The organism is Aeromonas sp. HMWF016 (assembly GCF_963878195.1).
In the GTDB taxonomy this organism is placed as follows: domain Bacteria; phylum Pseudomonadota; class Gammaproteobacteria; order Enterobacterales; family Aeromonadaceae; genus Aeromonas; species Aeromonas lacus.
Map to the genome: position 1 here is coordinate 70440 of NZ_CAWNWX010000087.1, position 24713 is coordinate 95152.

21 protein-coding genes are annotated in these 24713 nt (G+C 59.9%); 13 read left to right on the forward strand and 8 right to left on the reverse strand.

Annotated elements, in window-relative coordinates:
* Positions 1-29 precede the first annotated feature (29 nt).
* The 6 genes from rng (at position 30) to tldD (ending at position 8710) form a co-directional block, all read left to right on the forward strand.
* A complete protein-coding gene (rng, locus tag AACS24_RS14095) occupies positions 30-1499 on the forward strand; it encodes a ribonuclease G (RefSeq protein WP_005340056.1) in 1470 nt (489 codons plus the stop codon).
* Positions 1500-5396: a YhdP family protein gene (locus tag AACS24_RS14100; RefSeq protein ID WP_181364184.1), complete on the forward strand. Its 3897-nt coding sequence runs from the start codon at positions 1500-1502 to the stop codon at positions 5394-5396.
* Between the two features lie 25 nt (positions 5397-5421).
* Positions 5422-5754 (forward strand): Dabb family protein, encoded by a 333-nt coding sequence (locus AACS24_RS14105; protein ID WP_108571075.1) that lies wholly within the window; start codon positions 5422-5424, stop codon positions 5752-5754.
* On the forward strand, positions 5751-6338 hold the full coding sequence (locus AACS24_RS14110) for a nucleotidyltransferase domain-containing protein (protein WP_108571076.1): 588 nt from the start codon (positions 5751-5753) through the stop codon (positions 6336-6338). Before AACS24_RS14105 ends, AACS24_RS14110 begins: the two co-directional genes overlap by 4 nt.
* A gap of 19 nt (positions 6339-6357) precedes the next feature.
* Positions 6358-7191, forward strand: a complete 834-nt coding sequence (locus tag AACS24_RS14115) for a carbon-nitrogen hydrolase family protein (protein WP_108571077.1) — start codon at positions 6358-6360, stop codon at positions 7189-7191.
* Positions 7192-7261: 70 nt separating this feature from the next.
* The gene (gene tldD, locus AACS24_RS14120; protein ID WP_181364185.1) at positions 7262-8710 is read left to right on the forward strand and encodes a metalloprotease TldD; all 1449 of its coding nucleotides are present in this window, start codon (positions 7262-7264) and stop codon (positions 8708-8710) included.
* Between the two features lie 123 nt (positions 8711-8833).
* Here the strand turns inward: tldD and AACS24_RS14125 are convergent, their stop codons facing one another.
* The 3 genes from AACS24_RS14125 to AACS24_RS14135 form a co-directional block, all read right to left on the reverse strand.
* On the reverse strand, positions 8834-9037 hold the full coding sequence (locus AACS24_RS14125) for a hypothetical protein (RefSeq protein ID WP_033112613.1): 204 nt from the start codon (positions 9035-9037) through the stop codon (positions 8834-8836).
* Positions 9038-9196: 159 nt separating this feature from the next.
* Positions 9197-9919, reverse strand: a complete 723-nt coding sequence (locus tag AACS24_RS14130) for a MarC family NAAT transporter (protein WP_033112542.1) — start codon at positions 9917-9919, stop codon at positions 9197-9199.
* Positions 9920-10057: 138 nt separating this feature from the next.
* Complete coding sequence (locus AACS24_RS14135) at positions 10058-11374, reverse strand: MFS transporter (RefSeq protein WP_108571079.1); 1317 nt, start codon at positions 11372-11374, stop codon at positions 10058-10060.
* A 177-nt stretch (positions 11375-11551) separates the two neighbouring features.
* Here AACS24_RS14135 and AACS24_RS14140 point away from each other — a divergent pair, with 177 nt between their 5' ends.
* Complete coding sequence (locus tag AACS24_RS14140) at positions 11552-12226, forward strand: ATP-binding protein (RefSeq protein WP_108571080.1); 675 nt, start codon at positions 11552-11554, stop codon at positions 12224-12226.
* Positions 12227-12332: 106 nt separating this feature from the next.
* A complete protein-coding gene (aphA, locus tag AACS24_RS14145; protein WP_033112539.1) occupies positions 12333-13052 on the forward strand; it encodes an acid phosphatase AphA in 720 nt (239 codons plus the stop codon).
* 76 nt (positions 13053-13128) lie between these two features.
* Here the strand turns inward: aphA and AACS24_RS14150 are convergent, their stop codons facing one another.
* Positions 13129-13395 (reverse strand): hypothetical protein, encoded by a 267-nt coding sequence (locus AACS24_RS14150; RefSeq protein WP_005348674.1) that lies wholly within the window; start codon positions 13393-13395, stop codon positions 13129-13131.
* A gap of 168 nt (positions 13396-13563) precedes the next feature.
* Here AACS24_RS14150 and AACS24_RS14155 point away from each other — a divergent pair, with 168 nt between their 5' ends.
* The 5 genes from AACS24_RS14155 to AACS24_RS14175 all read left to right on the forward strand — a co-directional run bounded on the left by AACS24_RS14155 (position 13564) and on the right by AACS24_RS14175 (position 19684).
* Positions 13564-14385, forward strand: coding sequence for an HDOD domain-containing protein (locus tag AACS24_RS14155; RefSeq protein ID WP_108571081.1), 822 nt, complete (start codon positions 13564-13566; stop codon positions 14383-14385).
* Positions 14386-14526: 141 nt separating this feature from the next.
* Positions 14527-15030: a GNAT family N-acetyltransferase gene (locus AACS24_RS14160; RefSeq protein WP_108571082.1), complete on the forward strand. Its 504-nt coding sequence runs from the start codon at positions 14527-14529 to the stop codon at positions 15028-15030.
* Positions 15031-15241: 211 nt separating this feature from the next.
* A complete protein-coding gene (locus AACS24_RS14165; RefSeq protein ID WP_108571083.1) occupies positions 15242-16594 on the forward strand; it encodes an alpha-glucosidase/alpha-galactosidase in 1353 nt (450 codons plus the stop codon).
* 44 nt (positions 16595-16638) lie between these two features.
* Complete coding sequence (gene melB, locus AACS24_RS14170; protein ID WP_108571084.1) at positions 16639-18042, forward strand: melibiose:sodium transporter MelB; 1404 nt, start codon at positions 16639-16641, stop codon at positions 18040-18042.
* A 55-nt stretch (positions 18043-18097) separates the two neighbouring features.
* Positions 18098-19684, forward strand: a complete 1587-nt coding sequence (locus AACS24_RS14175; RefSeq protein ID WP_108571085.1) for a hypothetical protein — start codon at positions 18098-18100, stop codon at positions 19682-19684.
* 57 nt (positions 19685-19741) lie between these two features.
* On the opposite strand, the gene melR is transcribed toward AACS24_RS14175, so the two are convergent.
* From melR to AACS24_RS14195, 4 genes are all read right to left on the reverse strand, one after another.
* On the reverse strand, positions 19742-20662 hold the full coding sequence (melR, locus tag AACS24_RS14180; RefSeq protein ID WP_108571086.1) for a transcriptional regulator MelR: 921 nt from the start codon (positions 20660-20662) through the stop codon (positions 19742-19744).
* Positions 20663-20833: 171 nt separating this feature from the next.
* Positions 20834-22024, reverse strand: coding sequence for a MalY/PatB family protein (locus AACS24_RS14185; RefSeq protein WP_108571087.1), 1191 nt, complete (start codon positions 22022-22024; stop codon positions 20834-20836).
* A 1-nt stretch (position 22025) separates the two neighbouring features.
* Complete coding sequence (nhaC, locus tag AACS24_RS14190; protein WP_108571088.1) at positions 22026-23489, reverse strand: Na+/H+ antiporter NhaC; 1464 nt, start codon at positions 23487-23489, stop codon at positions 22026-22028.
* A gap of 114 nt (positions 23490-23603) precedes the next feature.
* On the reverse strand, positions 23604-24626 hold the full coding sequence (locus AACS24_RS14195) for a LacI family DNA-binding transcriptional regulator (RefSeq protein WP_108571089.1): 1023 nt from the start codon (positions 24624-24626) through the stop codon (positions 23604-23606).
* Between the last annotated feature and the right edge of the window lie 87 nt (positions 24627-24713).

The window sequence follows — 24713 nt, forward strand, 5'->3', positions numbered from 1 at the left end:
ATTCAAAACTGGAACAGGCAAGGTTACTTATGTCGGTAGAACTGCTGGTTAACGTTACCCCCTCCGAAACCCGGGTCGCCCTGGTCGAAAATGGTCTGCTGCAGGAAGTGCACGTAGAGCGTCAGGCCAAGCGCGGCATTGTCGGCAACATCTACAAAGGCAAGATCAGCCGGGTACTCCCGGGCATGCAGGCGGCCTTCGTCGATATCGGCATGGACAAGGCGGCCTTTTTGCATGCCTCCGATATCGTCCCCCACACCGAGTGTGTGGCGGTGAAGGAGAAGGAGCAGTTCCAGGTCGGCAACATCGCCGAGCTGGTGCGTCAGGGGCAGGACATCATGGTGCAGGTGGTGAAAGATCCGCTGGGTACCAAGGGGGCCCGTCTCACCACCGACATCACCCTGCCATCCCGCTATCTGGTCTTTATGCCGGGCAGTGCCCATGTCGGCGTCTCCCAGCGTATCGAGTCCGAAGCAGAGCGCGAGCGTCTCAAGCGCACCGTGGCCGGTTATGTGGATGAACTGGGCGGCTACATCATCCGCACCGCTGCCGAAGGGGTGGGGGAGCAGGAGCTGGAGCAGGATGCCGCCTTCCTGAAACGGCTGTGGCGCAAGATCCTCGAGCGCAAGCAGAAGTATCCTCCCTGCAAGATCCTCTACGAGGATCCCAGTCTGGCATTTCGGGTGGTGCGCGACTTTGTTGGTGCCGAGCTCGACAAGATCCGCGTTGACTCCCGTCAGAGCTTCGATCAGCTCAAGCGCTTCACCGAAGAGTACGTGCCGGAGCTGGCCAGCAAGCTGGAGTACTACCCCGGCGAGTCGCCCATCTTCGATCTTTACGACGTGGAGAACGAGATCCAGCGGGCGCTGGAGCGCAAGGTGGAGCTGAAATCCGGCGGCTACCTCATCATCGACCAGACCGAAGCCATGACCACGGTGGATATCAACACCGGCGCCTTTGTCGGCCATCGCAATCTGGAAGAGACCATCTTCAACACCAACGTCGAGGCGACGGCGGCCATCGCCCGTCACCTGCGCCTGCGCAATCTTGGCGGCATCATCATCATCGACTTCATCGATATGCAGTCCGAGGATCACCGCCGCCGGGTACTGCACAGTCTGGAGCAGGCGCTGTCAAAGGATCGTGCCAAGACCAACGTCAACGGCTTCTCCCAGCTCGGTCTGGTGGAGATGACCCGCAAGCGTACCCGCGAGAGTCTGGAGCATGTGCTCTGCTCCGAGTGCCCCGAATGCAAGGGGCGCGGCCGGGTCAAGACGGTGGAGTCGGTCTGCTTCGAGATCCTGCGGGAGATCATCCGGGTCAATCGCGCCTACGATGCGGATCAGTTCACCGTCTACGCCGCGCCTGCGGTGGCCGATTACCTCCATGGCGAGGAGTCCCACAGTCTGGCGGAGCTGGAAGTATTCATCGGCAAGCAGGTGCGGGTGGTGAGCGAACCCCTCTGCGGTCAGGAGCAGTTCGACGTGGTGATGATGTAATTGGTCTATCGCTGGCTGAGTCGGGGCTGGTTGGCCCTGGGGGTTCTGTTCGTACTGCTGGCCATGTTGGTCACGCTGGTACGGGTCGGAGGCCCTTTGCTGAATCAGTACCGGGAGAGCCTTATCAACTCTCTGCTCGGCGATTCGCAAATCAAGGTCAGCGTCGATCAGATTGGACTGAGCTGGACACAGTCCGGCCCGGCCCTCGAGCTGCAACAGCTCGCCGTCGCCCCCGACTCCAAGCGCTATACCATCAAGCTCGGCAAGGCCTGGGTTCATCTCGACTTCTGGCGCACGCTCAACCAGCTCAAACCGGTCTTTGGCGAGCTGATCCTGAGCGATGGTGACATCACCCTCGATTTCAGTCAGCCGGCTGACGACAGCCCCGCTGGTGACCCCCAGCAGGGTGCCCTGCTGCGCTTTCTGCTGACCCAGCTCTCCACCTTCGATGTGCACGATACCCGCCTCAGCGTCACCACGGCGCTGGGCGACATGCGGGCACTCGACATTGCCCATCTGCGCTGGCAGAACCGCGGCAAACGCCATCAGGGGGTAGGCAAGGCCTATCTCATCAACGGGGTGGGTGAGAGTACCCTCGACCTGATCCTCGATGTTGAAGCGCCTGAAGCGCGTCTTGATCGCCTCAAGGGGCAGCTCTATCTTGGCGCCAACCGCCTCGATATCAGCCCCATGCTTGCGCGGATCCACGCTGGCGAGCCGGCCATCACCGGTCTGCTCGACTTTCAGCTCTGGAGCGATTTCGCCAACGGTCAGCTGGGCAATACCCTGCTGGCATTCGGATCCAACTACCTGATTTGGAAGGATCCCAAGAAAGGGGATATGCACCGTTTCGGCCTCGATGGCGGCAAGATCCAGCTGCGCCGCGACGGCACCGACTGGCAACTGGCGAGCCATAACGTCACCTTCAAGCTGGATGGCAAACCCTGGTTGCAGAGCCGCCTGCAGCTGGAGCGGATCGGGGATCGGGTGCAGGGCTATCTGCCCAGCATTGAGTTCGACAAGATCACCCAGATGAGTCAGCTGGTCTCGGCCCTCTACCCGACGCTCTGCGAGACCCTGCGCCAGACCAATCCGCAGGGCTCGGTGCAGGATCTGACGCTGCTGGCCAAGGCAGACTGGCAGGATCTCTCCCTCAGCGGTCGCTTCAGCAAGGTGCGTCTCAAGGCGTGGCAGGATGTACCCGGGATGCAGGATCTCAACGGCGAGTTCTGGCTGACCCCAACGGGAGGCAGTGCCAGACTGGCGCTGGCCAAGGACACGCTGGATCCGGCCCGCCACTTCAAGGAGCCGATCCCGGTCGACAGCTTCTCGGCCCGTCTCGACTGGTGGCGTGAAACACAGGGCTGGGTGATCTACGGGCAGGATATCGCGCTGGATAACCCGGATCTGACCCTGGCCAGCCGCTTTCGCCTCGATCTGTTCGAGCACCCTTTCCTCGCGCTGACCGGCCGCATCGATGTAAAGAATGCGGGTCATGCCTATCGCTACTTCCCGCTGCAGGTGATGGACAAGGAGCTGGTTGATTACCTCAGTGGTGCCATCAAGGGGGGCAAAGCCAAAGGGGCCGACCTGCTCTGGTATGGCGAGTTCAGGGATTTCCCCTACGAGAAGGGTGAGGGCATCTTCCAGGTGGCGGTGCCGCTGGAGCAGGCGACCTACGAATTCTTCCCCGGTTGGCAACCACTTACCGACCTGCAGATCGATCTGCTATTCCAGAATGCCAGCCTCGATATGCGCAGCCGCTCGACCAAACTGGGCAAGGCGAGCTCCGATTCGGTGCATGCCTGGATCCCGGATCTTGCTCCTGGCGGCCATCTCTATGTGGATGCGCAGGTGCAGGGGGAGGGCAAGGCCATCAGCGACTATCTGCAGGACTCCCCGTTGGGCAGTTCGGTGGGGCAGGCGCTGGAGGAGATCGAGGTGCGTGGCCCGCTCAAGGGGGCGCTCAAGCTCGATATCCCCCTCGACGGCGAGAGCGAGGTGAAGGCGAGCGGCGATGCCACCTTCAACAACAACAGGGTGCGGGTCGCCAGTCTGGACCTGCCGCTGGAGAAGGTGCAGGGGCGGCTCGAATATGACAACGAGCAGACCCGCTTCAGCAACCTCAAGGCGACTCTGTGGAATCAGCCGCTCACCCTCAACTATCAGGGGCGCCAGCACCCTGACCGCTATCAGGTCGACCTCGATTTCAAAGGCCAGTGGGATAGCCGCCGCCAGCCCGCTGCCATCTCCTCATATGGCATCCTCAACGGCCGCAGCAACTGGGGCGGCAAGCTGGGTCTGACGTTGCCCGATGACAAGCCGTTCAGCTTCCAGCTGGGTCTCGACTCCACTCTGCAGGGGATAGCGCTCGATCTCCCTTCGCCACTGGCCAAGAGCAGTGGCAGTCGCCTGCCGCTCACCGTGATCGCTCGTGGCCGGGATGGCAGTGCCGATATTCGCGCCGTGCTGGGGGCGGATGTCGATATGCAAACCAGATTGGTTTACGGCGAAGGTGTGCCCTATCTGAGCCGGGTGCGGGTCGATGTGGGTCAGCCGGGCGCGCGGGTACTGCGCGATGTTCCCATGCTGCTCGCCATCAACCAGCAGGAGGCCGATGTCGGCGGCTGGCTGGCCCGACTCAAGCAGTGGCTGCCCTCCGGCAATGTGCCGACCGGTACTGCCGTGGTTGGCCCCTCTTTCCTGCCGCAGGAGTGGTGGGTGGATGGCCGGCTGGCGCGGGCGAATATCGGCAGCGCCACCATCAAGGCGACCCACTTCACGGTGGGGCCGGTCAATCAGGCGACCGAGGTGATGCTCGACAGTCCCGATGTGATGGGGGTGATCCGCATTCCTGTGGTGGCCAACCGCCCGGTCGACGCCAAGTTTGCCCGTATCTACTGGTCCGGCAAGAGCGAAGAGTTGAGCCCGGATCCCGATGCCAAACAGGATAACGCCATCATGGCGTCCATCCCCTGGTTGAAGGTGAGCTGCGTCGATTGCCGTTTTGGCGAGTTGCCGCTTGGCGAAGTGAAAGGCGAGCTGCTGCCGGGCGCCAACAAGGTGACCCTCAAGGATCTGGATATCCGGCTGGCGGGCAGCCAGCTCACCGGCAGCGTCGACTGGCTGGCTGATGGCAACCGGATGGAGACCCGGGCCCGTGGCAAGCTGACCAGCAAGAACAGCGAGCTGCTGCTCAAGCGGCTCGGCTACACCTCGCCCATCGGTGATGCGCCCGGCTCCCTCGCCTTTGACCTTAACTGGCTGGATGTGCCCTACCGCCCGAACCTGCCAACGCTGGGGGGCAGTGCCAACTATCAGTTGGAAGGCGGCACCCTGCGCGAGGTTAACGACAAGGGGGCACGGCTGCTCTCCCTGCTCAGCCTCGACTCCCTGCTGCGCAAGTTGCGCCTCGATTTTCGCGATGTGTTCGACAAGGGCTTCTACTTCGAATCCATGTCTGCCTCTGCCAAGATCAAGCAGGGGGTAGTAGATAACCAGGACTTCTTCATGAAAGGGGCCGCCGGCAATCTGCGCGGCGAGGGGATTGCCGATCTGGTGCGCTGGCGGCTCGATTACGAGCTGAGCTTCTCCCCCAATCTGGGGGGCACCCTGCCGGTCGTGGCCGCTTTCTCCATCACGCCGGTGACCGGCCTTTATGTGCTGGCCCTCTCCAAGCTGCTGGAGCCGGTGGTGGACGTGGTGACCCGCATCGATTTTCGCATCTCGGGCCCGCTCGATGATCCCAAGCTGATCGAAGCTGGCCGGGATCGCGCTCGTATCAAGCTCAACCAGCAGCAGAAAGAGGCGGTCGATGCCGTGGCGCCCAAGCTGCCGGCGGCCGAGAGCACTCCATTTCTTCTGAATCCGCAACCGGGTAGCCCGAACCCGCCCTGACCTGCACCATCACAAGGAGTGAGCCATGATCCGACATATCCTGCTGATCGCCTTCAAACAAGGCACTTTGCCTGACCAGATCGAGGCTGTGCGAGCCGCCTTTCTGGCCATTCCCCATCAGGTCAGCGGCGTGACCGCCGTCGAGTGGGGCCGTGATGACAGCCCGGAGGGGCGGGCCGAGGGGTTTACTCATAGTGTGCTGATGACCTTCGCCGACGAAGCGGCCCGCCAGCGCTATCTGCCCCACCCTGATCATGATTCCCTCAAGGCCATCTTCCGCCCGGTGCTGGAGCGCATCATAGTGCTGGATTACACCCTGCAACCCGGGGATGCGGTTGCTGTCGGGGTTCCGTCATGATGGAGGATGAGCGCTGGGGCAAGATTCCACCGCTTCAATTCGCGTTGTTGCAGGCCGTCGTGGAACATGGCAAAGCCCATCCTGCGATTGATGCCGGGGTAGTGGTCGGGTCGCTTGCAAAGGGCAAAGCAGACCGGGTGTCCGATGTCGATGTCTTGTTGCTGGCCGAGCCGGGATTTCATAAACAGGGGGAGGCGCTTGTACGTTCCATTGTGGCTGAACGGGCAGTCTTTCACTGCTGGCAAGGAAGACATGAAGAGGTCTGTTCATACTGGCGGTTCATCTTCCTCGACATGTCCAGCATAGAGATCCATATCCTTGATCGGGGGGCTGAGTTCCCTCTTGCCAAACCTTATTTGCCATTGTTCGATAAAACTTCCACCCTTGGTGCGCTTGAGGTTTCTGGCCCTGCCCCAAGCCATTGGGACTTTCCTGCCTATATGGCCGAAGGGGATGGGCTGGTGTGGGAGTTGTTCGATTGCCTCAAATGGGCGGAACGGGGCCAGCGTGGTCTGGTCAGACATCATCTTCGCAAGCTGTTGGCCGAGATGGATAAAGACCCGAATATTGTGGATCGCGATTAACGCGGACAAGGAGAGAGTCATGTGGTTAGCCGCAATACAGCTGGTATCGGGCCGCAACTGGCAGGATAACCGGGAGCAGATCGCCGTCGAGCTGGCGGCCTTGCCCAAAGAGCGGCCACTGCTGGTGCTGTTGCCTGAGAACTTTGCCCTGTTTGGCGAGCGGCAGGGCTATCTGGATGGCGCCGAGGCGATTGGCCCCGACCCCAGTCCCGAGCTGAGCGAAGCCGCGCCCATCCAGCAGCAACTGGCTGAATGGGCCCGCGATTATGGCATCTGGCTGGTGGCCGGGGCTATGCCGACCACCATCGCCGGTTCCGACCATATCCACACCAGCTCGCTGGTGTTTGACCCAAGCGGCGAGCGCAAGGGCCACTACCACAAGATCCACCTGTTCGACGTGGATGTGGCGGACAATCATGGTCGTTACCGGGAGTCGGAGACCTTCAGCCCCGGCGAGTCGCCAGTGCTGGTGGACTCTCCCTTTGGTCCCCTTGGCCTCTCGATCTGTTATGATCTGCGCTTTCCCGAGCTCTACCGCCAGTTGGCCCGAGCTGGTGCCCGCGTGCTGCTGGTGCCTGCCGCCTTTACCGCCGTGACCGGCGAGGCACACTGGGAGCCGCTGCTGCGAGCCCGCGCCATCGAAAACCAGTGCTATGTGGTGGCCGCCAATCAGGGTGGTACTCACGAGACAGGGCGCCAGACCTGGGGCCACAGCATGGTGATCGACCCCTGGGGTCGGGTGCTGGCGAGCAAAGAGTCCGGGTGCGGCACCGTGCTGGCGAAGATGGAGCCTGGGCTTATCGATGAATTGAAACGCACCATGCCAGTGCTGACCCATGCCCGTTTGTTGTGATGGTGTGGCTTGTTGCCAACCCGTCGGCAAGACGATTTAAAACATCTCGTTACGAGAGTGGAGAAGAAGATTGAGTCTATTGAGCCAGGTTAGTGCCTCCCTGTTGGCCCCGAACGACCTCGATGAAGGGCGCCTGCAGCAGCTGCTCGGCAGCCTGATGAGCCATCAGGTGGAGTTCGGCGATCTCTACTTCCAGCGCAGCTGGCACGAGTCCTGGATGCTGGAAGATGGCATCGTCAAGGATGGCAGCTACAACATCGATCAGGGGGTCGGGGTGCGCGCCGTCAGCGGCGAGAAGACCGGTTTCGCCTACTCGGACGAGCTGAGCCTGCTGGCGCTGCAACAGTCGGTGACTGCCGCTCGCGGCATCGCCGCTGCCGGTGCTCACGGCAAGGTAAAAGCATGGGCTCGCACCGAAGCAAACCTGCTCTATCCGGCCATGGATCCGCTGCAGACCCTCGACAAGCATCAGAAAATCGCTCTGCTGGAGCAGATGGACAAGTTTGCCAGAAGTCTGGATCCCGCCATCAATCAGGTGATGGCCTCCATCAGCGGCGTCTATGAAGAGGTGCTGGTGGCCGCTACCGATGGCACCCTGGCTGCCGATATTCGCCCGCTGGTGCGCTTGTCGGTGACCGTCATTGCCGAGAAGGGCGATCGTCGCGAGCGTGGCAGTGCCGGTGGCGGTGGCCGCTTTGGTTACGACTGGTTCCTCGAACTGGACGGGCTGGAGAGCCGGGCCTTTGGCTATGTGCGCGAAGCGGTGCGTCAGGCGCTGGTCAACCTCGACGCCGTCGATGCACCGGCCGGGACCATGCCGGTGGTGCTCGGCGCCGGCTGGCCCGGCGTGCTGCTACACGAGGCGGTGGGTCACGGTCTGGAGGGGGACTTCAACCGCAAGGGCTCATCCGCCTTTGCCGGCCGCATCGGCGAGCAGGTGGCCTCCAAACACTGCACCATCGTCGACGATGGCACCCTGCCGGGTCGGCGCGGCTCCGTCTCCATCGATGATGAGGGGACGCCGGGTGGCTACAACGTGTTGATCGAGAACGGCATCCTCAAGGGGTATCTGCAGGACAAGCAGAATGCCCGTCTGATGGGCGTGCCGCTCACCGGCAACGGTCGCCGCGAATCCTACGCCGCCATGCCGATGCCGCGCATGACCAACACCTACATGCTGGCGGGTCAGTATGATCCGGCCGAGATCATCGCCTCGGTGAAGAAGGGCATTTACGCCCCCAACTTCGGCGGTGGTCAGGTGGATATCACCTCCGGCAAGTTCGTCTTCTCCGCCTCCGAGGCCTACCTCATCGAGGATGGCAAGATCACCGCCCCCATCAAGGGCGCGACCCTGATCGGTAACGGCCCGGAGGCGATGAGCCAGGTCTCCATGGTGGGGAGCGATCTTGCGCTGGATCGCGGGGTCGGTATCTGCGGCAAGGAGGGGCAGAGCGTGCCGGTCGGTGTCGGCCAGCCTACCCTCAAACTGGACCAGCTCACCGTGGGTGGCACCCAGTAAGTCTTGCGGCAAACTGGTCACAGTGAAATCAAACCCCGGCTCTTGCCGGGGTTTTGCTATTCAGGGGAGCACAGGCAACAAAAAGCCCCGGTCAGTGGACCGGGGCTGGTGGGCTATTCGGTATCAGTTGACGGATATGGCGCGGGCGTCGATGAAGTAGCGGGCGTTGCCCTGCTTGTCGATCTGGATCTTGGCCACCAGCTGCTCCTGCTCCTTGTATTCCCAACGTTGCTCGATCTTGGCGAGGGATGGGCTTGTGACCCCAACCACGTTCAGGTACTCATGAAACAGGCTATGGCTCCCTATTTCGGTCAGCATCTTGTCCATCTGCATACTCTCCTGAAGTTGAGTGGGTATTCATCAACAAACCTATCAGCATCCGTCTGAACATAGTCTGTATGAAAAACAAACTAACTCATTCATGTGTCAATAACATGATCAGGAACAAGATCAGTGCAGATCGTCAGGGACTTTTTGATACCGTTTTCAATCAGAGCTGGTGGGCTTTTGCGGCAACTGATCAAACGTGCCGGAAGCCTGCGGTAGCGCCGGTGCGGTTTGCACGGCCTGGCCGCCGTGGAATACCGGATCCTGCGCAACTTCCTTGATGCCGTTGATGCAGAACTGCATACCCATGCAGACCAGCAGGAAACCCATGATGCGGGTCATGGCGTCGATGCCGGTGGCGCCAAGGATCTTGCAAACCGGGTCCGCCAGCTTCAATACCCCCCAGCTGATCAGGCTCATCAGGGCAAACGCAGTGACCATGGCGCCGTAGATAGTGAGGCGGTTGTACTCGTCAGGCAGCTCGGCAATCTGGGCAGCTCCGCTTATCACCAGCGCCATGGTGCCCGGTCCGCACATGCTGGGCATGGTGAGCGGTACGAAGGCGATGCTCTGGTTGATATCGACCCCGCTTTGCTGGCTGGGGGCGGGGAATAGCATGCGAAAGCCGATAAAGCCGATGATGAGGCCACCGGCCAGGCGCAAGCCCGGGATGGAGATCCCGAACAGATCCAGGATCGAGGATCCGATAAAGAAGGTGATGCAGAGGGTGCAGAACAGATAGATAGCGGCCAGGTTGACCTGACGGCGCACATGCTCGCGCGACATCCCCTTGCTCAACCCCAGCAGCAGGGTGGCCGTGGTGGGCGGGTTGACCATGGGCAGCAGCGCCAGCAAGGCGAGAAATACGACCTGAAAGAACATCTTGAGCCTCGGATAGAGAGTTGAAAGTCATGGGGGCGAGCGGGTCGCTGGCCCCAAGGGGAGGCTATCTTATGTTGGCCAAACTGAACATAAGCAGTACAAAAAAGCCCCGGCATCTGCCGGGGCTTGTTGTTCGGGTCAGGCCGCTTGCGGCGCTTGCTGTGGCCGGTTGCGTTGCTGCTGCCAGAGCCAGCAGCCGATGACAAAACCCAATGCCGACAGGCTTACCACGTAGTGGGAGGGGGCCAGCACATCGCTGGCCATCCAGAGGGTAACCAGCATGGGGGTCAGCCCGCCAAAGATGGCGTAGGCCACGTTGTAGGAGAACGACAGACCGGAGAAGCGCACCACTGGCGGGAAGGCATTGACCATCACGTAGGGAACCGCGCCGACAATCCCGACCGCGAAGCCTGCCAGCATATAGAGCGGCACCAGCTGGGCCATGCCGGAGGCGATCCCGTGATAGAAGGCGTAGCTGGAGCCTGCCAGCAGCAGGGAGCCCAGCATGAAGGTGGGGCCGCTGCCCAGCAGGTCGATCACCCGGCCATAGAGAATGCAGCCAAGGGTGAGGGCGACGATGGCCAGCGAGTTGGCAGTCAGCGCCTCGGCCGGAGTGATGCCATAGACCTTCTGCAGGTAGGTGGGGGTCATCAGGATCACCACCACGATCCCGGCGGAGAGCAGCCAGGTGAGCAGCATGGAGACCACTACGCTGCTCTTGTGGCTGCGCAGTACCGTCTTGAGGGGAAGCTCGTCGGCCAGTGCTTTATTGGCCTGCATTTCGGCAAAGACCGGGGTTTCGTGCAGCCAGCGGCGCAGATACATGGCGACGATGCCGAACACACCACCGAGGATGAAGGCCAGTCGCCAGCCCCAGTCGGTCACATCGCTCGGGCTCATGCCGCGGTTGATGGCTGTGGCTACCAGAGAGCCGAGCAGGATGCCGGCCGTCAATCCCGCCGTGAGCGTGCCGCAGGCGACACCGACCCGGCGGGCGGGCACGTGTTCCGCCACGAAGACCCAGGCACCCGGCACTTCACCACCGATGGCGGCGCCCTGCAGGATCCGCAACAGCAGCAACAGCAGCGGTGCGGCGATACCGAGCACCGCATAGGTTGGCAGCAGACCGATCAGCAGGGTGGGCAGCGCCATCATGATGATGCTGAGGGTGAACATCCGCTTGCGACCGATGAGGTCGCCAAAGTGGGCCATGATGATGCCGCCGAGCGGACGAGCCAGATAGCCGGCGGCGAAGATGCCGAAGGTCTGGAACTGGCGCAGCCACTCCGGAATGTCGGCCGGGAAGAAGAGTTCACCGATGACCACGGCGAAGAAGACGAAGATGATGAAGTCGTAAAACTCCAGCGCACCGCCGAGGGCCGCCAGTCCCAGAGTTTTGTAGTCCTGCCGGTTGAGGGGGCGGGCGTGATCGTACTGTTGTGTCACTGTCGTCATATCCTTATGTTTCACATCGTTTTTTTAGTTATTGTTCAGCCCGGGCAAGGGGCATATACAGGTGATTGAGAGTATGCTGCTCGCCTCTTGCATGTAAATCGCGCAATTCGCAACACTGTCTTGCATCTTTTTGGGGCAGCCTTTGGGAAACCCGGAGCGCCCCGCGACGGAGGATTGATGGAAAAGAAACGGGTACTGCTCTCATGGAGCAGCGGCAAGGATTGTGCGTGGGCACTGCATCAGCTGCGGCAAGATCCAGCCATCGAGGTAGTAGGGCTGTTCACCACCCTCAATCAGGAGTTCGAACGGGTGGCGATGCACGGGGTGCGCAAGCAGCTGTTGACCGAGCAGGCCGCCTGTGTCGGTCTGCCCCTCATCACTATCGATCTGCCCTGGCCCTGCAGCAACGAAGATTATGCCCGCATCATGACCGGCTTCATCGCCGATGTGGTCGCGCAGGGGATCCGCCATATGGCGTTTGGCGATCTCTTCCTTGAGGATGTGCGAGCCTACCGGGAGAAACAGCTGGCCGGTACCGGCATCGAGCCGCTCTTCCCGCTCTGGGGCAGCAACACCCGGGAGCTGGCGCAACAGATGATGGCGGCGGGGTTGAAGGCGAGGATCAGCACCCTGGATCCGAAAAAGCTGGATGGTGCGCTGGGAGGCCATGAGTTTGACGAGGCACTGCTGGCCGCTCTGCCCGAGGGTGTTGACCCTTGTGGCGAGAACGGCGAGTTTCACACCCTGGCCTACGACGGCCCCATGTTTTCGCGCCCGCTCGGGATCCGGGTTGGCGAGACAGTGGTGCGCGATGGCTTTGTCTTTACCGATCTGCTGCCAATCGCAGATTAATTATCGGGCGCCAAATGCTCCCTTTTGCAGGAGCATTCACAGATTTGAGAGGCGGGATGGGGGCACTATTGGCCCCCTCTTTTGATTCAAGATGACAACCTGCCTTATGAAACACGTCTCTCGTCCGGCGCTGCTTGCCTCCTTGCTGGCTGCCGCCCTCTCTCTGCCTGCAGTCGCGGGTCAAGCCGCTACCGTTCAGCCAATCCCCGCCGGTGTCACCACCGTCACGCTGGCCCAGCAGGCCCCCATCCACTGGGTCTCGGTGGAGCAGATAGCCAAGAGTCTGGATGGATTGCCGCCGATGGCCGTCGGCTTTGATATCGATGACACCCTGCTCTTCTCCAGTCCGGGGTTCTATCGTGGCAAGCAGGAGTTCTCTCCCAACGACGAGAGCTACCTGAAGAACCCGGCCTTCTGGGAGAAGATGAACAACGGTTGGGATGAATTCAGCGTGCCGAAAGAGGTAGGCAAGGCGCTCATCGCCATGCACCTCAAGCGCGGCGATCACATCTATTTCGTCACCGGTCGTTCGGCCACCAAGACCGAGACGGTGAGCAAGACCCTGCAGCAGACTATGAATATTCCGGCCGATCAGCTCAATCCGGTGATCTTTGCCGGCGACCAGCCGGGGCAGAATACCAAGGTGCAGTGGCTCAAGGAGAAGCAGATGAAGATCTTCTACGGCGATGCCGATGGCGACATCAAGGCGGCGCAGGAGATCGGCATTCGTGGCATTCGTCTGCTGCGCTCGGCCAACTCTACCTATCGACCACTGCCGCTGGCGGGAGCGCTGGGGGAAGAGGTGATTATCAACTCCCAGTTCTGATCACTTGGTATTCAGCGGATGAAAAAGGGCGGGGCCATCGGCACACGCCCTTTGTGCACCCGTCATCAAGCTCGGGTCAGTCGTCTGCCCAGGGCATCTCGGGCAGGCTGTCGAGGAACTCGCCATAGCGGGTCAGATTGAAGGGGCCCTGATCGGCCTCCATCGCCATCAGCTCGGCACCTAGGGCGCAGGCGATATATTGCAGTGCCTCTTCCCGCGGGGTGCCCTTCATCACCAGTCTCATCAAGGTAGCCTTCACGTGGGGCGGGTGACCGTCGTTGAGCTGGTTCTCCACCATCTCCAGCAGCGCGTCTTCGTCAAAAAATTCCTGAGTGTCGTTCATTGGTTTTTCGCATCAGTGAGTAAGGAGCGCAGTATAACCCGAAGCAGAGCGGCTCCCGTTTACCATCCACATAAACAATCCGATGGGACGTCCATTTGTTACCCATAATTAACGGGAGTTTGCCGCGGCAAACAGGTTGGAACACAGATAACATGGATGGACACGCCTATGCCCACGATAGATTCCCTGCTGGCTGAGCCCAAGCTACTGCCCCAGATCCCGGAAGTGATGCGCGATTTGATCCAGACCTTCAATGAAAAGGATCCGGACCTGCTCAAGATCAGCAAACTGATCAACAAGGATCCTGTCATCTCCGCCAAGCTGTTGCGTTTGGCCAACTCGGCCAAGTTCGGCAGCAGTCGCCAGATCGGTACCGTCAATGAAGCTGCGGTGCGGCTTGGACTGGCGATGGTGCGCAACATGGTGCTGGCCTGCGGGCTGACCGAATCGGTCACTGCGGTGCCCGGCATTGATCTCAAACATTTCTGGGGCTGCGTGTTCAACGTGGCGGAGCTGGCGCGTCGTCTGGCGGTGAAGAAGGAAATGAAGGGGGATGAGGTCTTTACCTGCGCCCTGCTCTATGACCTTGGCCGACTGGTGATGCATGTGGGGCTGCCGGAAAACACCGTCCACCACATTCACGATCTGGAGTTGCACAAGGGGCGGGCCAAGGCGGAAGAGCTGGTGGTCGGCTTCAACTATGCCCAGGTCGGTGCCGCCATGGCGCGATACTGGAAGTTCCCCGAGACCATCAGCAACGCGGTGGAGTATCACTACAACCCCATGCTGGCCAAGGAGTTCTCCGCCGAGGCCGGGTTGATCCATCTGGCGATCGTGCTGGCAGCTCAATCTGACGTGGGTGAAGAAGCGCCACCCGAGTGGCCTGCCAAGGTAGCGGAGACGCTGGGGCTCTCTTGGGCCGATTGCGCTGCCCAGTTCACTGCGCTGCGCGAGCAGGGTAATGGCTATGCCGGGTTGCTGGCTGCCTGATCGCTCTGCGACCGCTGTGTGACATCGTAAAAAGGGGCCGAGGTTGGCCCCCTTTTCATGGCCGTGAGCCCGCTATTACTTGTCAGCCGGTTGCCGAGGGGGCACTCTGCTAACTTCGCCTGTTTTGAGAGATCCCTTGCCATGATTACCTCCCCCCGCCTTGTTTTGCGTGAACTGACCATCGCCGATGCCCCCTTCATTCTCGAACTGCTCAATGATGCCGATTTCCATCGTTACATCGGCGATCGGGGAATTCGCACACTCGAACAGGCACAGGAATATATCCAGCAGGGGCCAGCGGTGAGCTATGCCCGTCACGGCCATGGCCTCTATCTGGTCGAGCGCAGGGAAGATGGTGCCAGCCTCGGTATCTGCGGCCTTATCAAGCGCGACAGCTTGCCCCGTGAAGATATTGGCTACGCCTTCCTGCCGCTGTATCGCGGTCATGGTTACGCCATTGAAGCCGCGCAGGCAGCCATCGCCGATGGCAAAAGCCGGTTGGGGATCGGGCAGGTGATTGCCATCGTTACGCCGGGCAACGAGCGTTCCATCGGCCTGTTGGCCAAGCTGGGGTTGGTTCGCAGCCGTCTGGTCAAGTTGAGCGAAGATGCTGACGAATGCCTGCTGCTGGAACAAGCGGTGTGATTGAGCAGTTGGGGGTTGTGTGAGCCTTGCTAACGAACTGGATACAGCGCTCTCCCGCATTCGCAGACAAGTATCCCATTTTGTAAGATCTTGCTCTCCAGTCTATTAAATATGAGTTTTTGGGAGTCTCACCTCTGTAAGCGAGACGCGCCTGACGGAGCCAGCCCTGCATAGTAGGCACACAGGTTTCACCGTCATCGGAGCAATAGACATGAGAACTCCCAATATCACCTTTATCGGCGCAGGGTCGACCATCTTTGTGAAGAACATCCTGGGCGATGTGTTTCACAAACCGGCCCTGAAAAACGCCAACATCTCCCTGATGGACATAGATCCTCAGCGGCTGGAAGAGTCCCAGATTGTAGTGCGCAAGCTGATGGATTCCAGCGGTGCCAAGGGGCAGCTCAACTGCCATACCGAGCTGAAACCCGCGCTCGCTGGCGCCAATTTCGTGATTGTTGCCTTCCAAATTGGCGGTTATGAACCCTGCACCGTGACCGATTTTGAAGTGTGCAAGCGGCACGGTCTGGAGCAGACCATTGCCGATACGCTTGGGCCAGGCGGCATCATGCGGGCACTGCGCACAATCCCCCATCTGTGGCGGGTGTGCGAGGTGATGAGCGAGGTGTGCCCCGAGGCAACCATGCTCAACTACGTCAACCCGATGGCGATGAACACTTGGGCCATGTATCAACAGTTCCCTCATATCAAGCAGGTGGGGCTCTGCCACTCGGTGCAGGGAACTGCCCACGAGCTGGCCCGCGATCTCGACATCGACCCGGCGACCTTGCGTTACCGCTGCGCCGGCATCAACCACATGGCGTTCTATCTGACCCTTGAACGTCAGCTGGAGAGCGGTGAATTCGTCAATCTCTATCCCGAGTTGCTGGCCGCGTATGAAGCGGGGACGGCGCCCAAGCCGGGCCTGCACCACAACCAGCGTTGCCAGAATCTGGTGCGTTACGAGCTGTTCAAGAAGTTTGGCTACTTCGTCACCGAGTCTTCCGAGCACTTCGCCGAGTACACCCCCTACTTTATCAAGCCGGGGCGGCCCGATCTCATCGAGCGCTACAAGGTGCCGCTCGACGAGTATCCCAAGCGCTGCGTCGAGCAGATTGCTCTCTGGCAAGATGACCTCACTGCCTATCGTCAGGCCGAACGGGTCGAGGTGCCCGAATCGAACGAGTATGCGAGTGTCATCATCAACTCGCTCTGGAGCGGTGAGCCCAGCGTCATCTATGGCAACGTCAGAAACGACGGCCTCATCACCAACCTACCGGATGGCTGCTGTGTGGAGGTGCCCTGTCTGGTCGATGCCAACGGCATCCAGCCCACCGCCATCGGCCGCTTGCCAACCCATCTGGCAGCCCTGATGAGCACCAACATCAACGTGCAGGCGCTGGTCACCGAGGCGATTACCGAGCGCAAGCGGGAAAGCATCTACCATGCAGCCCTGCTCGATCCCCACACAGCGGCAGTGCTTGGCCTGGATGAGATCTACGCCCTGATCGACGAACTGATTGAAGCCCACCGCGGCTGGTTGCCGGAGTGGATTCACGGCTGAGCAAGAGCCCCCTGCGGGGGGCTTAACCCCCAAGGAGATAAACCATGAGCGTCTCGCTGAAAACCAAGTTGAGCTATGGCTTCGGGGCCTTCGGCAAGGATTTTGCCATCGGCATCGTCTACATGTATCTGATGTTCTACTACACGGATGTGGTGGGGGTATCGGCTGCGGCGGTCGGTACCATCTTTCTCGTCGCCCGGATCTGGGATGCGGTCAATGACCCCATCATGGGGTGGATTGTTGATAACACCCGATCCCGTTGGGGCAAGTTCAAACCCTGGATCCTGACCGGGACTGTGGTCAACTCCATCGCGCTGGTGATGGTATTCTGTGCCCACTACTTCGAAGGGCCGGCCCTGATTGCCTATGTGGCGGTGACCTACATCCTGTGGGGCATGACCTATACCCTGATGGATATTCCCTTCTGGTCGCTGGTGCCCACCCTGACTCTCGACAAGCGCGAGCGTGAGGAGCTGGTTCCCTATCCCCGCTTTTTTGCCAGTCTGGCCTGGCTGATTACCGGTGCCATCGGACTCAAGGTGGTGGATTACTTCGGGCAGGGAGACAAGGCCCACGGTTTTCTGATGTTCACCTTTATCCTCATCGCCTTTTTCGTGGTCTCGACCATCGTCACTCTGCGCAATGTGAAGGAGCGTTACAGCTCGGCAGTCGCTCCCGGGGCGGTTGGCCCCGAGCGCACCACCATCATCGATTCGGTCAAGCTTATCTTCCGCAACGATCAGCTCTCCAGCGTGCTGTTTATGGCCCTTTGCTATAACGTGGCGAACAACATCATCACCGCCTTTGCCATCTACTACTTCACCTATGTCATCGGGCGTGAAGATCTCTTCCCCAGCTACATGATGTATTCCGGTGTGGCGAATCTGATCACCCTGATGGTCTTCCCCCGTCTGGTTGGCTTTATCTCGCGCCGGGTATTGTGGGCTCTCGCCTCCCTCAGCCCGATCCTGAGCTGTCTGACCCTGCTCTATGTCGGTCTGTACGATACCCAGAACGTGCCGCTGATCGCGCTCTCCGGCATCCTGCTCAATATCGGCACTGCCCTGTTCTGGGTGTTGCAGGTGATCATGGTCGCTGACACGGTCGATTACGGTGAGTACAAGCTGGGCACCCGCAACGAGAGCATCGCCTACTCGGTGCAAACCATGGTGGTCAAGGCAGGTTCGGCCTTTGCCGGCTTCTTTATCGGCATCATTCTGACCCTGATCGGCTATGTCCCCAATGCGGTACAAAGTGCCGAAACCCTGCTGGGCATGCAGTTCATCATGGTCGGACTACCTGCGGTGTTCTTTGCTCTGACCCTGTTTGTCTATTTCCGCTTCTACAAGCTCAATGGCCAATTCCAGCGCAAGGTGGTGGATCATCTGATGCGCAAATATGAACCCGAGAGTACCGAGGTCGAACCCGTGCGGGCGATTGCCAGCTGAGCACGCCGATTCACTGCGCCGACGTTATGTTGGCGCCATCCATAAGGAGTGGAACATGGGCTATCCAATGAGTCGTCGCGCCAAGCTTTCATGCGCCCTGATGGCGGCAGGCATCTCCAGTCTCTGTTCGCAAATGGCTGTTGCCGCAAAGGTAGAGATTGTTCTGCAGCCACAGGTGCAGCTCAGTTCTTCTAGTAGTGAGCTGACCGAGGGGTTTAACTGGGCAGCCGCCAAGACGGCCCAGTTCATCATGACCGGCCAGCGTGGCGTGACCAACAAGGACGAAAATCACCCGAACGGGGATGGCACGGGTCTGCACGATTATCTCCCCTCCTACTGGGCCGGTTACTACGACCGTACGGCGTTTTACGGTCGCGACTTTGCCCATCAGGTTGCCGGTGCCGAGATTGCAGGCTGGCGCGCCGAGAACTTTTCGATGTTCAAGGTGTTTGCCCGCAACGCCACCGAGGCGCGTAAGTGGTACACCCTCTGGGCCTTCAACTTTGATGGCTCTCCCCATACCATCGACTACAAGGACGACAGCTGGTTCGTGCGCGAGGTGCCCGCCCAGTTTGAACTGGTGGAGAAGGCTTATCAGGCCTACCTCTGGAGCGGGGATCGTCGCTATCTCGAGGATCCCGAGCTGTGGACCTTTTACAGCAAGGTGATGACCGACTTCATTGCCCTGCATGACGAGCAACACCCCAACGGGATTGCCGAGGGCAAGGGGGGGATTTTTCAGGGCTCCTGCACCTACAACGAACGGGGTGAGCACCCGATAGAGGCCGCCGATGCCATCGGTTCCCAGTATCAGGCGACGCTGGCTTACGCCGCCATGCTGCAGGTGCGTGGTGAAAAGCGGGCGGCGCAGGTCTGGCAGCGCAAGGCAGCGCAGCTCAAGCGCTACTTCAACGAGGAGTGGAGCCGGGTTGCCGGGGATGAGGATGGCCACTATGCCCGCATCCTCGACAGCAACCTTGGCAAGCGCAACGATTTTGGCAAGGAGAACAGCTGGTTCATTCCGATGAAGCGTCTCTCCGATCCCGGTGCGCGCAATGACCGCTATCTCGACTTTATCAGCGAGATGGTGGGTGAGGGGATCGGCACGACACCGCAGGCACCCGCCAACATCGAGGCCTACACCTATCTGCCGGAGACCTATTTCCCTTATCAGCGCAACGAGGAGGCGTGGCGCTGGATGCGTTACATCCTGGCCAAGCGAGATCTGCCCCACGAGCGGCCGAGTCAGGGCACCAATGGCGACTATCCGGAGATCTCCTTTACGCTGGTGTCGCAGACCGTGGAGGGGATGATGGGGGTTGAGCCGGATGCGGCGGCGCATCGGGTGGCGACCCTGCCCCGATTGCCCGTAACCATCGACTGGGTGGCCATCGAGCAACTGCCGGTCGGTCCCCACCGGTTGTCACTGCGCCATGATGGCGTCACTGCCAGCGAGCTGGGCAACAAGGGGCCGCGCGCCCTGTTCTGGGAGGCCCGTTTCCCGGGCAATCACGGATTCCTGCTGGTGGATGGCAAGCTGCGCAAGGCGCGTTCGCTGCGACTCAACGGTATCATTGTGAGTGCGGTCGAAGTGACTGTGCCGCCGGGAGGTCGGGTGACGGTGTCGACGCCACCCCGTTGAGAGAGTTGAGAGAGAAAAGCGTGAGCAAGGGGCGTAAGCCCCTTTTTTATTGGGAAGTTATTGCGAAGAGTGGGGCCGCTCCCGGCTCAGCTGGCGGTAGCGACTCGGTGTCAGCCCCAGATAACGCTGGAAGGTCTCATAGAAGCGGCTGCTGGAGTTGAAACCCGCAGTCAGGGCGATATCGAGGATGGTGCGATCGGTGTCGCTCAGCAGAGCTCTGGCATGGTTGATCCGCATCGCGGTGACGTACTGCTTGATGCTCATCTGCATCACCTTCTGAAACAGCCCCATGGCGTAGTTGGGGTGCAACCCAACATGGTCGGCCAGCTCCCTGGTGGTTAGCGGGGCATCATGGTGGGCGGCAATATATTCGAGCATCTGTTGCACATGGAACTGGGAGTGTTTCGATCCGCCAGATGCTGCGCCCTGATTGCTGTGGTTGGCGAGCAGACGGCTCCAGCCATCCAGCCCGATGCGCCTGAGCATCAGGCAGATCTCGTCGGCAGCCAGCTGCTGACGGCCGGGGTCATCCATCCGGCTTTCTGTGACCCAGCGAGCCAGCTCAAATTCACTGACCAACATGGGAGATCGTGATTGCAGCACTCCGCCGTGGGTGACTTGAGTCAGCAGCTCCCGGTTGATGGGCCAGGAGAGGAAGAGATGGATGGGAATATTGATCAGCCCCATCTGCGAGCAGTTGCCGATGCGGGTCAGCTGATGGGGGATGGCGGCCCAGAACAGGCCTGCATGGCCTGCCGCCAGAGTGAAGGATTGGCCATTCATGGTGTACTCCACATCGCCGTCGAACGGGATGTTGACCTCCACCTGCCCGTGCCAGTGGTAACCGGCCATTTCGTGGGGAGGACGCAACTCCACATCGACAGCTTCGTAGGTGGAGTAGAGCGAGAGCGGGCTGCTCAGCCCTTCATCGAGCTCATGCACACTGGAGAAATAGGGTCGCTCAGGCTTAGTTGTCATCGCAATCAATCAAGGTGGGTGAGCCTCACGTTGTATCACCAAATTGTCCGTTTGCCTGTGCTGACTGTTCAGTTATTACATAGTGGGGGTCGCCGAGGATGATAACTGTTGGCCTGCTCACACTGGTGCATCGGATAAAGGCCGGAGCTATGCTGCCCCGGCCTGTTTTACTTATGCCTGTGTCTTGGCGATCAGCGCCTCCAAGCCATTGAGTGCCTGTTCCAGATAGCTGCGTGGGCAGCCGAGATTAAGGCGAATAAAGCCCTGCCCCCCGTCACCAAAGCCGACTCCCATCGACGGAACGATTCTCGCCTCTTCAATGAGTCGCAGTTTCAACTCATCGTCCGGCAGCCCCAGTTGGTGGCAATCGATCCAGGCCAGATAGGTGGCATCGGCGTCCATCAGTTGCAGACCCGGCAACCGGGTTGCCAGCTGCGTGGCGAACCAGCGGCGATTTTCCGTCAGATAGGCGAGCAGTTCGTTTAGCCATGCTTCGCCGTGTTGATAGGCCGCGGTGGCCGCCTCCATGGAGAGCGCATTGAATACATCCAGACCATGGGCGTCGAGACGTTGTTTGAAGCGCTGGCCCAGCGCAGGATCCGGGATGATGAAGTTGGAGATGCGCAGTGAGGAGAGACCGAAGCTCTTGCTGGCGGAGGTTGCCACCACCATGTTTGGCAACAGATGGGCAGGCAGGGAGAGCACCGAGGTGTGCCTGTGACCATCCAGCTGCAGGTCTGCCCAGATCTCGTCTGATACCAGCGTCACGCCGTGTTGTTGGCACAGAGTAGCCAATTCATAGAGCTCGGTGAATGTCCAGCTTCTGCCAGTCGGGTTGTGGGGATTGCAGAGGATCATCATGGCGGGGCGCTCTACCATGAAGAGGCGTTCCAGCTGAGGCAGATCCATTTCGTAGCTATTCCCTTTGCGTTGCAGCGGATTATCGAGCAGGCGTCGCTCATTAAGACCGATGATCTTGGCAAAGGAGCCATAGCAGGGGCCCTGGATAACCACCCCTTCTCCTGGGCGTGTCAGCATTTGTAACAACAGCGAAATGCCGGGGATCACCCCCTCGATGGAGTGGATCCACTCCCGTTCAATAGTGAGCTGATGGCGCCGGGCAAACCACTGTTGCATGGCGGTGAAGTAGTCATCCCGCCGTTCGCTGTAACCAAAGACGCCGTGGGCCACCCGCTGTTGCAGCGCCTGCTGCACTGCTGGTGGGCAGGCAAAGTCGAAATCGGATACCCACATGGGCAGCAGGTCGCTGCCATCAATGCCGAGGTATTGGGGCATGCAGTCCCACTTGATGGAGTTGGTATTGTGGCGATCAATCACGCAGTCGAAGTTATGGTCTGACATCTTATCGCTCCTTGGCTACGGTCATGGTCAGGGGTTCGTTGGCCAGCTCTTTCTGGTCTGTGCGCGCAATACCGATGCCGGTAAAGCCGTAGGCAAGGGCGAAGAACATGGCGGAATAACATTGAATGGCCCAAGGAAGATAATCGAGTGTCGAGACCCCAAGGGTTCCCGCCATATAGACGCCAGCGGCAGTCCAGGGTATGAGTGGTTCAATCACTGTGCCCGCATCTTCGATGGTGCGGGAGAGGTTCTTGGTATCCAGCCCCATGCGGCGGTAAGCATCTTGAAACAGCTCGCCCGGGATGAGCAGTGCCAGCTTGCCATCGCTGGTGGCACCGGTGACCAGCAGGGTGGTGGCTATAGTCGATGCGATCAATTGGCCGGTTGAGTGAATGAGGGTCAGCAGGCGATTGATGATGAGGTCAAGTGCTCCCGTCAGCGTCAGTACACCCGCGAAGGAGAAGGCGCAGAAGACCAGCAGAATGGTGCTCATCATTGAGAACATGCCGCCGCGATTGAGCAGGCGGGGAATATCGGGGATCAGCTGGCTGATGTCATGACTCTGCGGGGTAAACATGGTGAGGTTGAAGCCGTCGATCAGTGCATTGAAGCCGGACTGGAGCGGCAATCCCTGCATGGTGATCCCGAGGCCGATAGCGATGGCGCTGGCCAGCAGCATCAAGGGGATGGTGGGCTTCTTGGCGATCGCACCCCACAGCACAATCAGCGGGGGCAGCAGCAGGAGAGGGTTGAAGTGGTAAAGCTGCTCCAGCGTGGACAGGATGGTAAGTACCTTCTCCGGTGTGGCAACCTCTTCCCCGATGGCAGAAAAACCGGCGAAAAAGAAGACGCAGGCAGCCAGCAAAAAGCTGGGTAGCGTCGTCCAGAGCAGATGCTGGATATGAGCGTAGAGCGTGGTATCGGCCACAATTGCGGCAAAGTTGGTTGAGTCGGAGAGGGGGGAGATCTTGTCACCGAAATAGGCGCCGGATACCACGGCACCGGCTGCGGCAGCCAGCGAGACATCCAGACCGTGAGCAACCCCCATCAGGGCCACCCCGACCGTGCCTGCCGAACCCCAGGATGTACCGGTACAGACCGAGACCAGACTGGTAATGAAGAAGGCCGCGATAAGAATGTACTGCGGGCTGATCAGCTTGAGCCCCCAATAGACCATGTAGGGGATGGTGCCGCTGAACATCCAGCTGCCAATCAAACCACCGACACAGACCAGAATAAGGATGACAGGCATCGCCTTGGCCAGCTTCTGGACGATGGACTGGATGATCTCGTCCCAGCTGTAGCCTTGCCAACAGGCCAGCAGGGCGGTGAATACGGCGGACAGCAGGAGCAGTGGCTCGATGCGCAGTCCCATCAGAACATAGCCAACAATCAGGAGCCCGAGCATTACCAGAATGGGTAATGCGGCCAGCCCCAGAGTCAGGGTTTTTCTCTCTTGTTTCATCACTGTTGATCCATCGCTTCAGAACATGCCGCCATTGTGTGGCGAGCAGGTCGGTGGAAATGTGAGCTCTGCATGGTGGCCATGTAACCGGTTACATGGCGTCATGAAACGTGATCATGGTCGCAGACGTGGGGATTGCATCAGTGGTGAAACAGACTCTCGAATGACCAGTGAAGGGCTGAACTCATGGCGGCCCGGGCCCGGCTCCTGTTGTTGCAGTCGGCTGATGGCCAGCTCTGCAGCCCGTTTGGCCATCGTCTCTATGGGGTAGTGAAGGGTAGTGAGAGTCGGATAGAGGTAGCGAGCCAGCAGAATGTCATCAAACCCGATAATCGACAGATCCTCGGGGAGTCGTCGCCCGCATTTTCTCAGGTGCGCCATCATGCCTGCTGCCATCACATCGTTAAAGGTAAGCACGGCAGTGACTTCCGGGCACTCAGCCAGCAAGTGAGCTGCAGCCAGTTCGCCTCCCTCTTCGGTAAAGGGGGAGCTGATAACCCAGCTTGGTTTGATCTCCAGATGGTAGTGAGACATTCCTTGCTGATATCCCTCCAGGCGCGACTGTCGATCGGCAATGGGCAGGTCACAGGTGATGAAGCCGATCTGGCGATGGCCTTGAGCCACCAGATGGTCGACGGCCGCTCTGGTGCCTGCCCGGTTGTCCAGCCAGACGCTGCGGTGAGCCAGCTCGGGCAGGTAGCGATTGATGGGGGTCAGCGCTGGCATATGGGAGGCGTAACGGAGCAGTTGCTCGTCAGAGAGGCGAGTTGTGTGGGCAACGATTGCTTCGCAGCCCTGATTGATCAGAAACTCGAGTCCATATTGCTCTTGTTTGCTCTGATGGGAGCCGCTGCACACCATCAAGCGGAAACCGTGTTGCCGGCTGATGGCTTCCACTCCGCGAGCCAATCTGGCAAAGAAGGGGTCGGCCAGATTGCCGGTCAACAAGCCAAGCATATTGCCGCTTCGCTTGGCCAGCGCAACGGCAGCCATGTCCCGTCGATAATCCAGTGAACGCATCGCTTTCTCAACCCGTTCCCGGGTTGCAGGTTCAACGTAGGCGGAGTTGTTAAGCACCCGTGAGACGGTCGCTGTCGAGACTCTGGCTAGTGCTGCGACCTGTTTGATCGTGGCCATCAACTCGTTTCCTGGCTGTGAGGGGAGGGGGCCAGTTATAACGACATCTTTTTGTGTCGGCTATCGACAGGGGAGATTGAAGGGGAG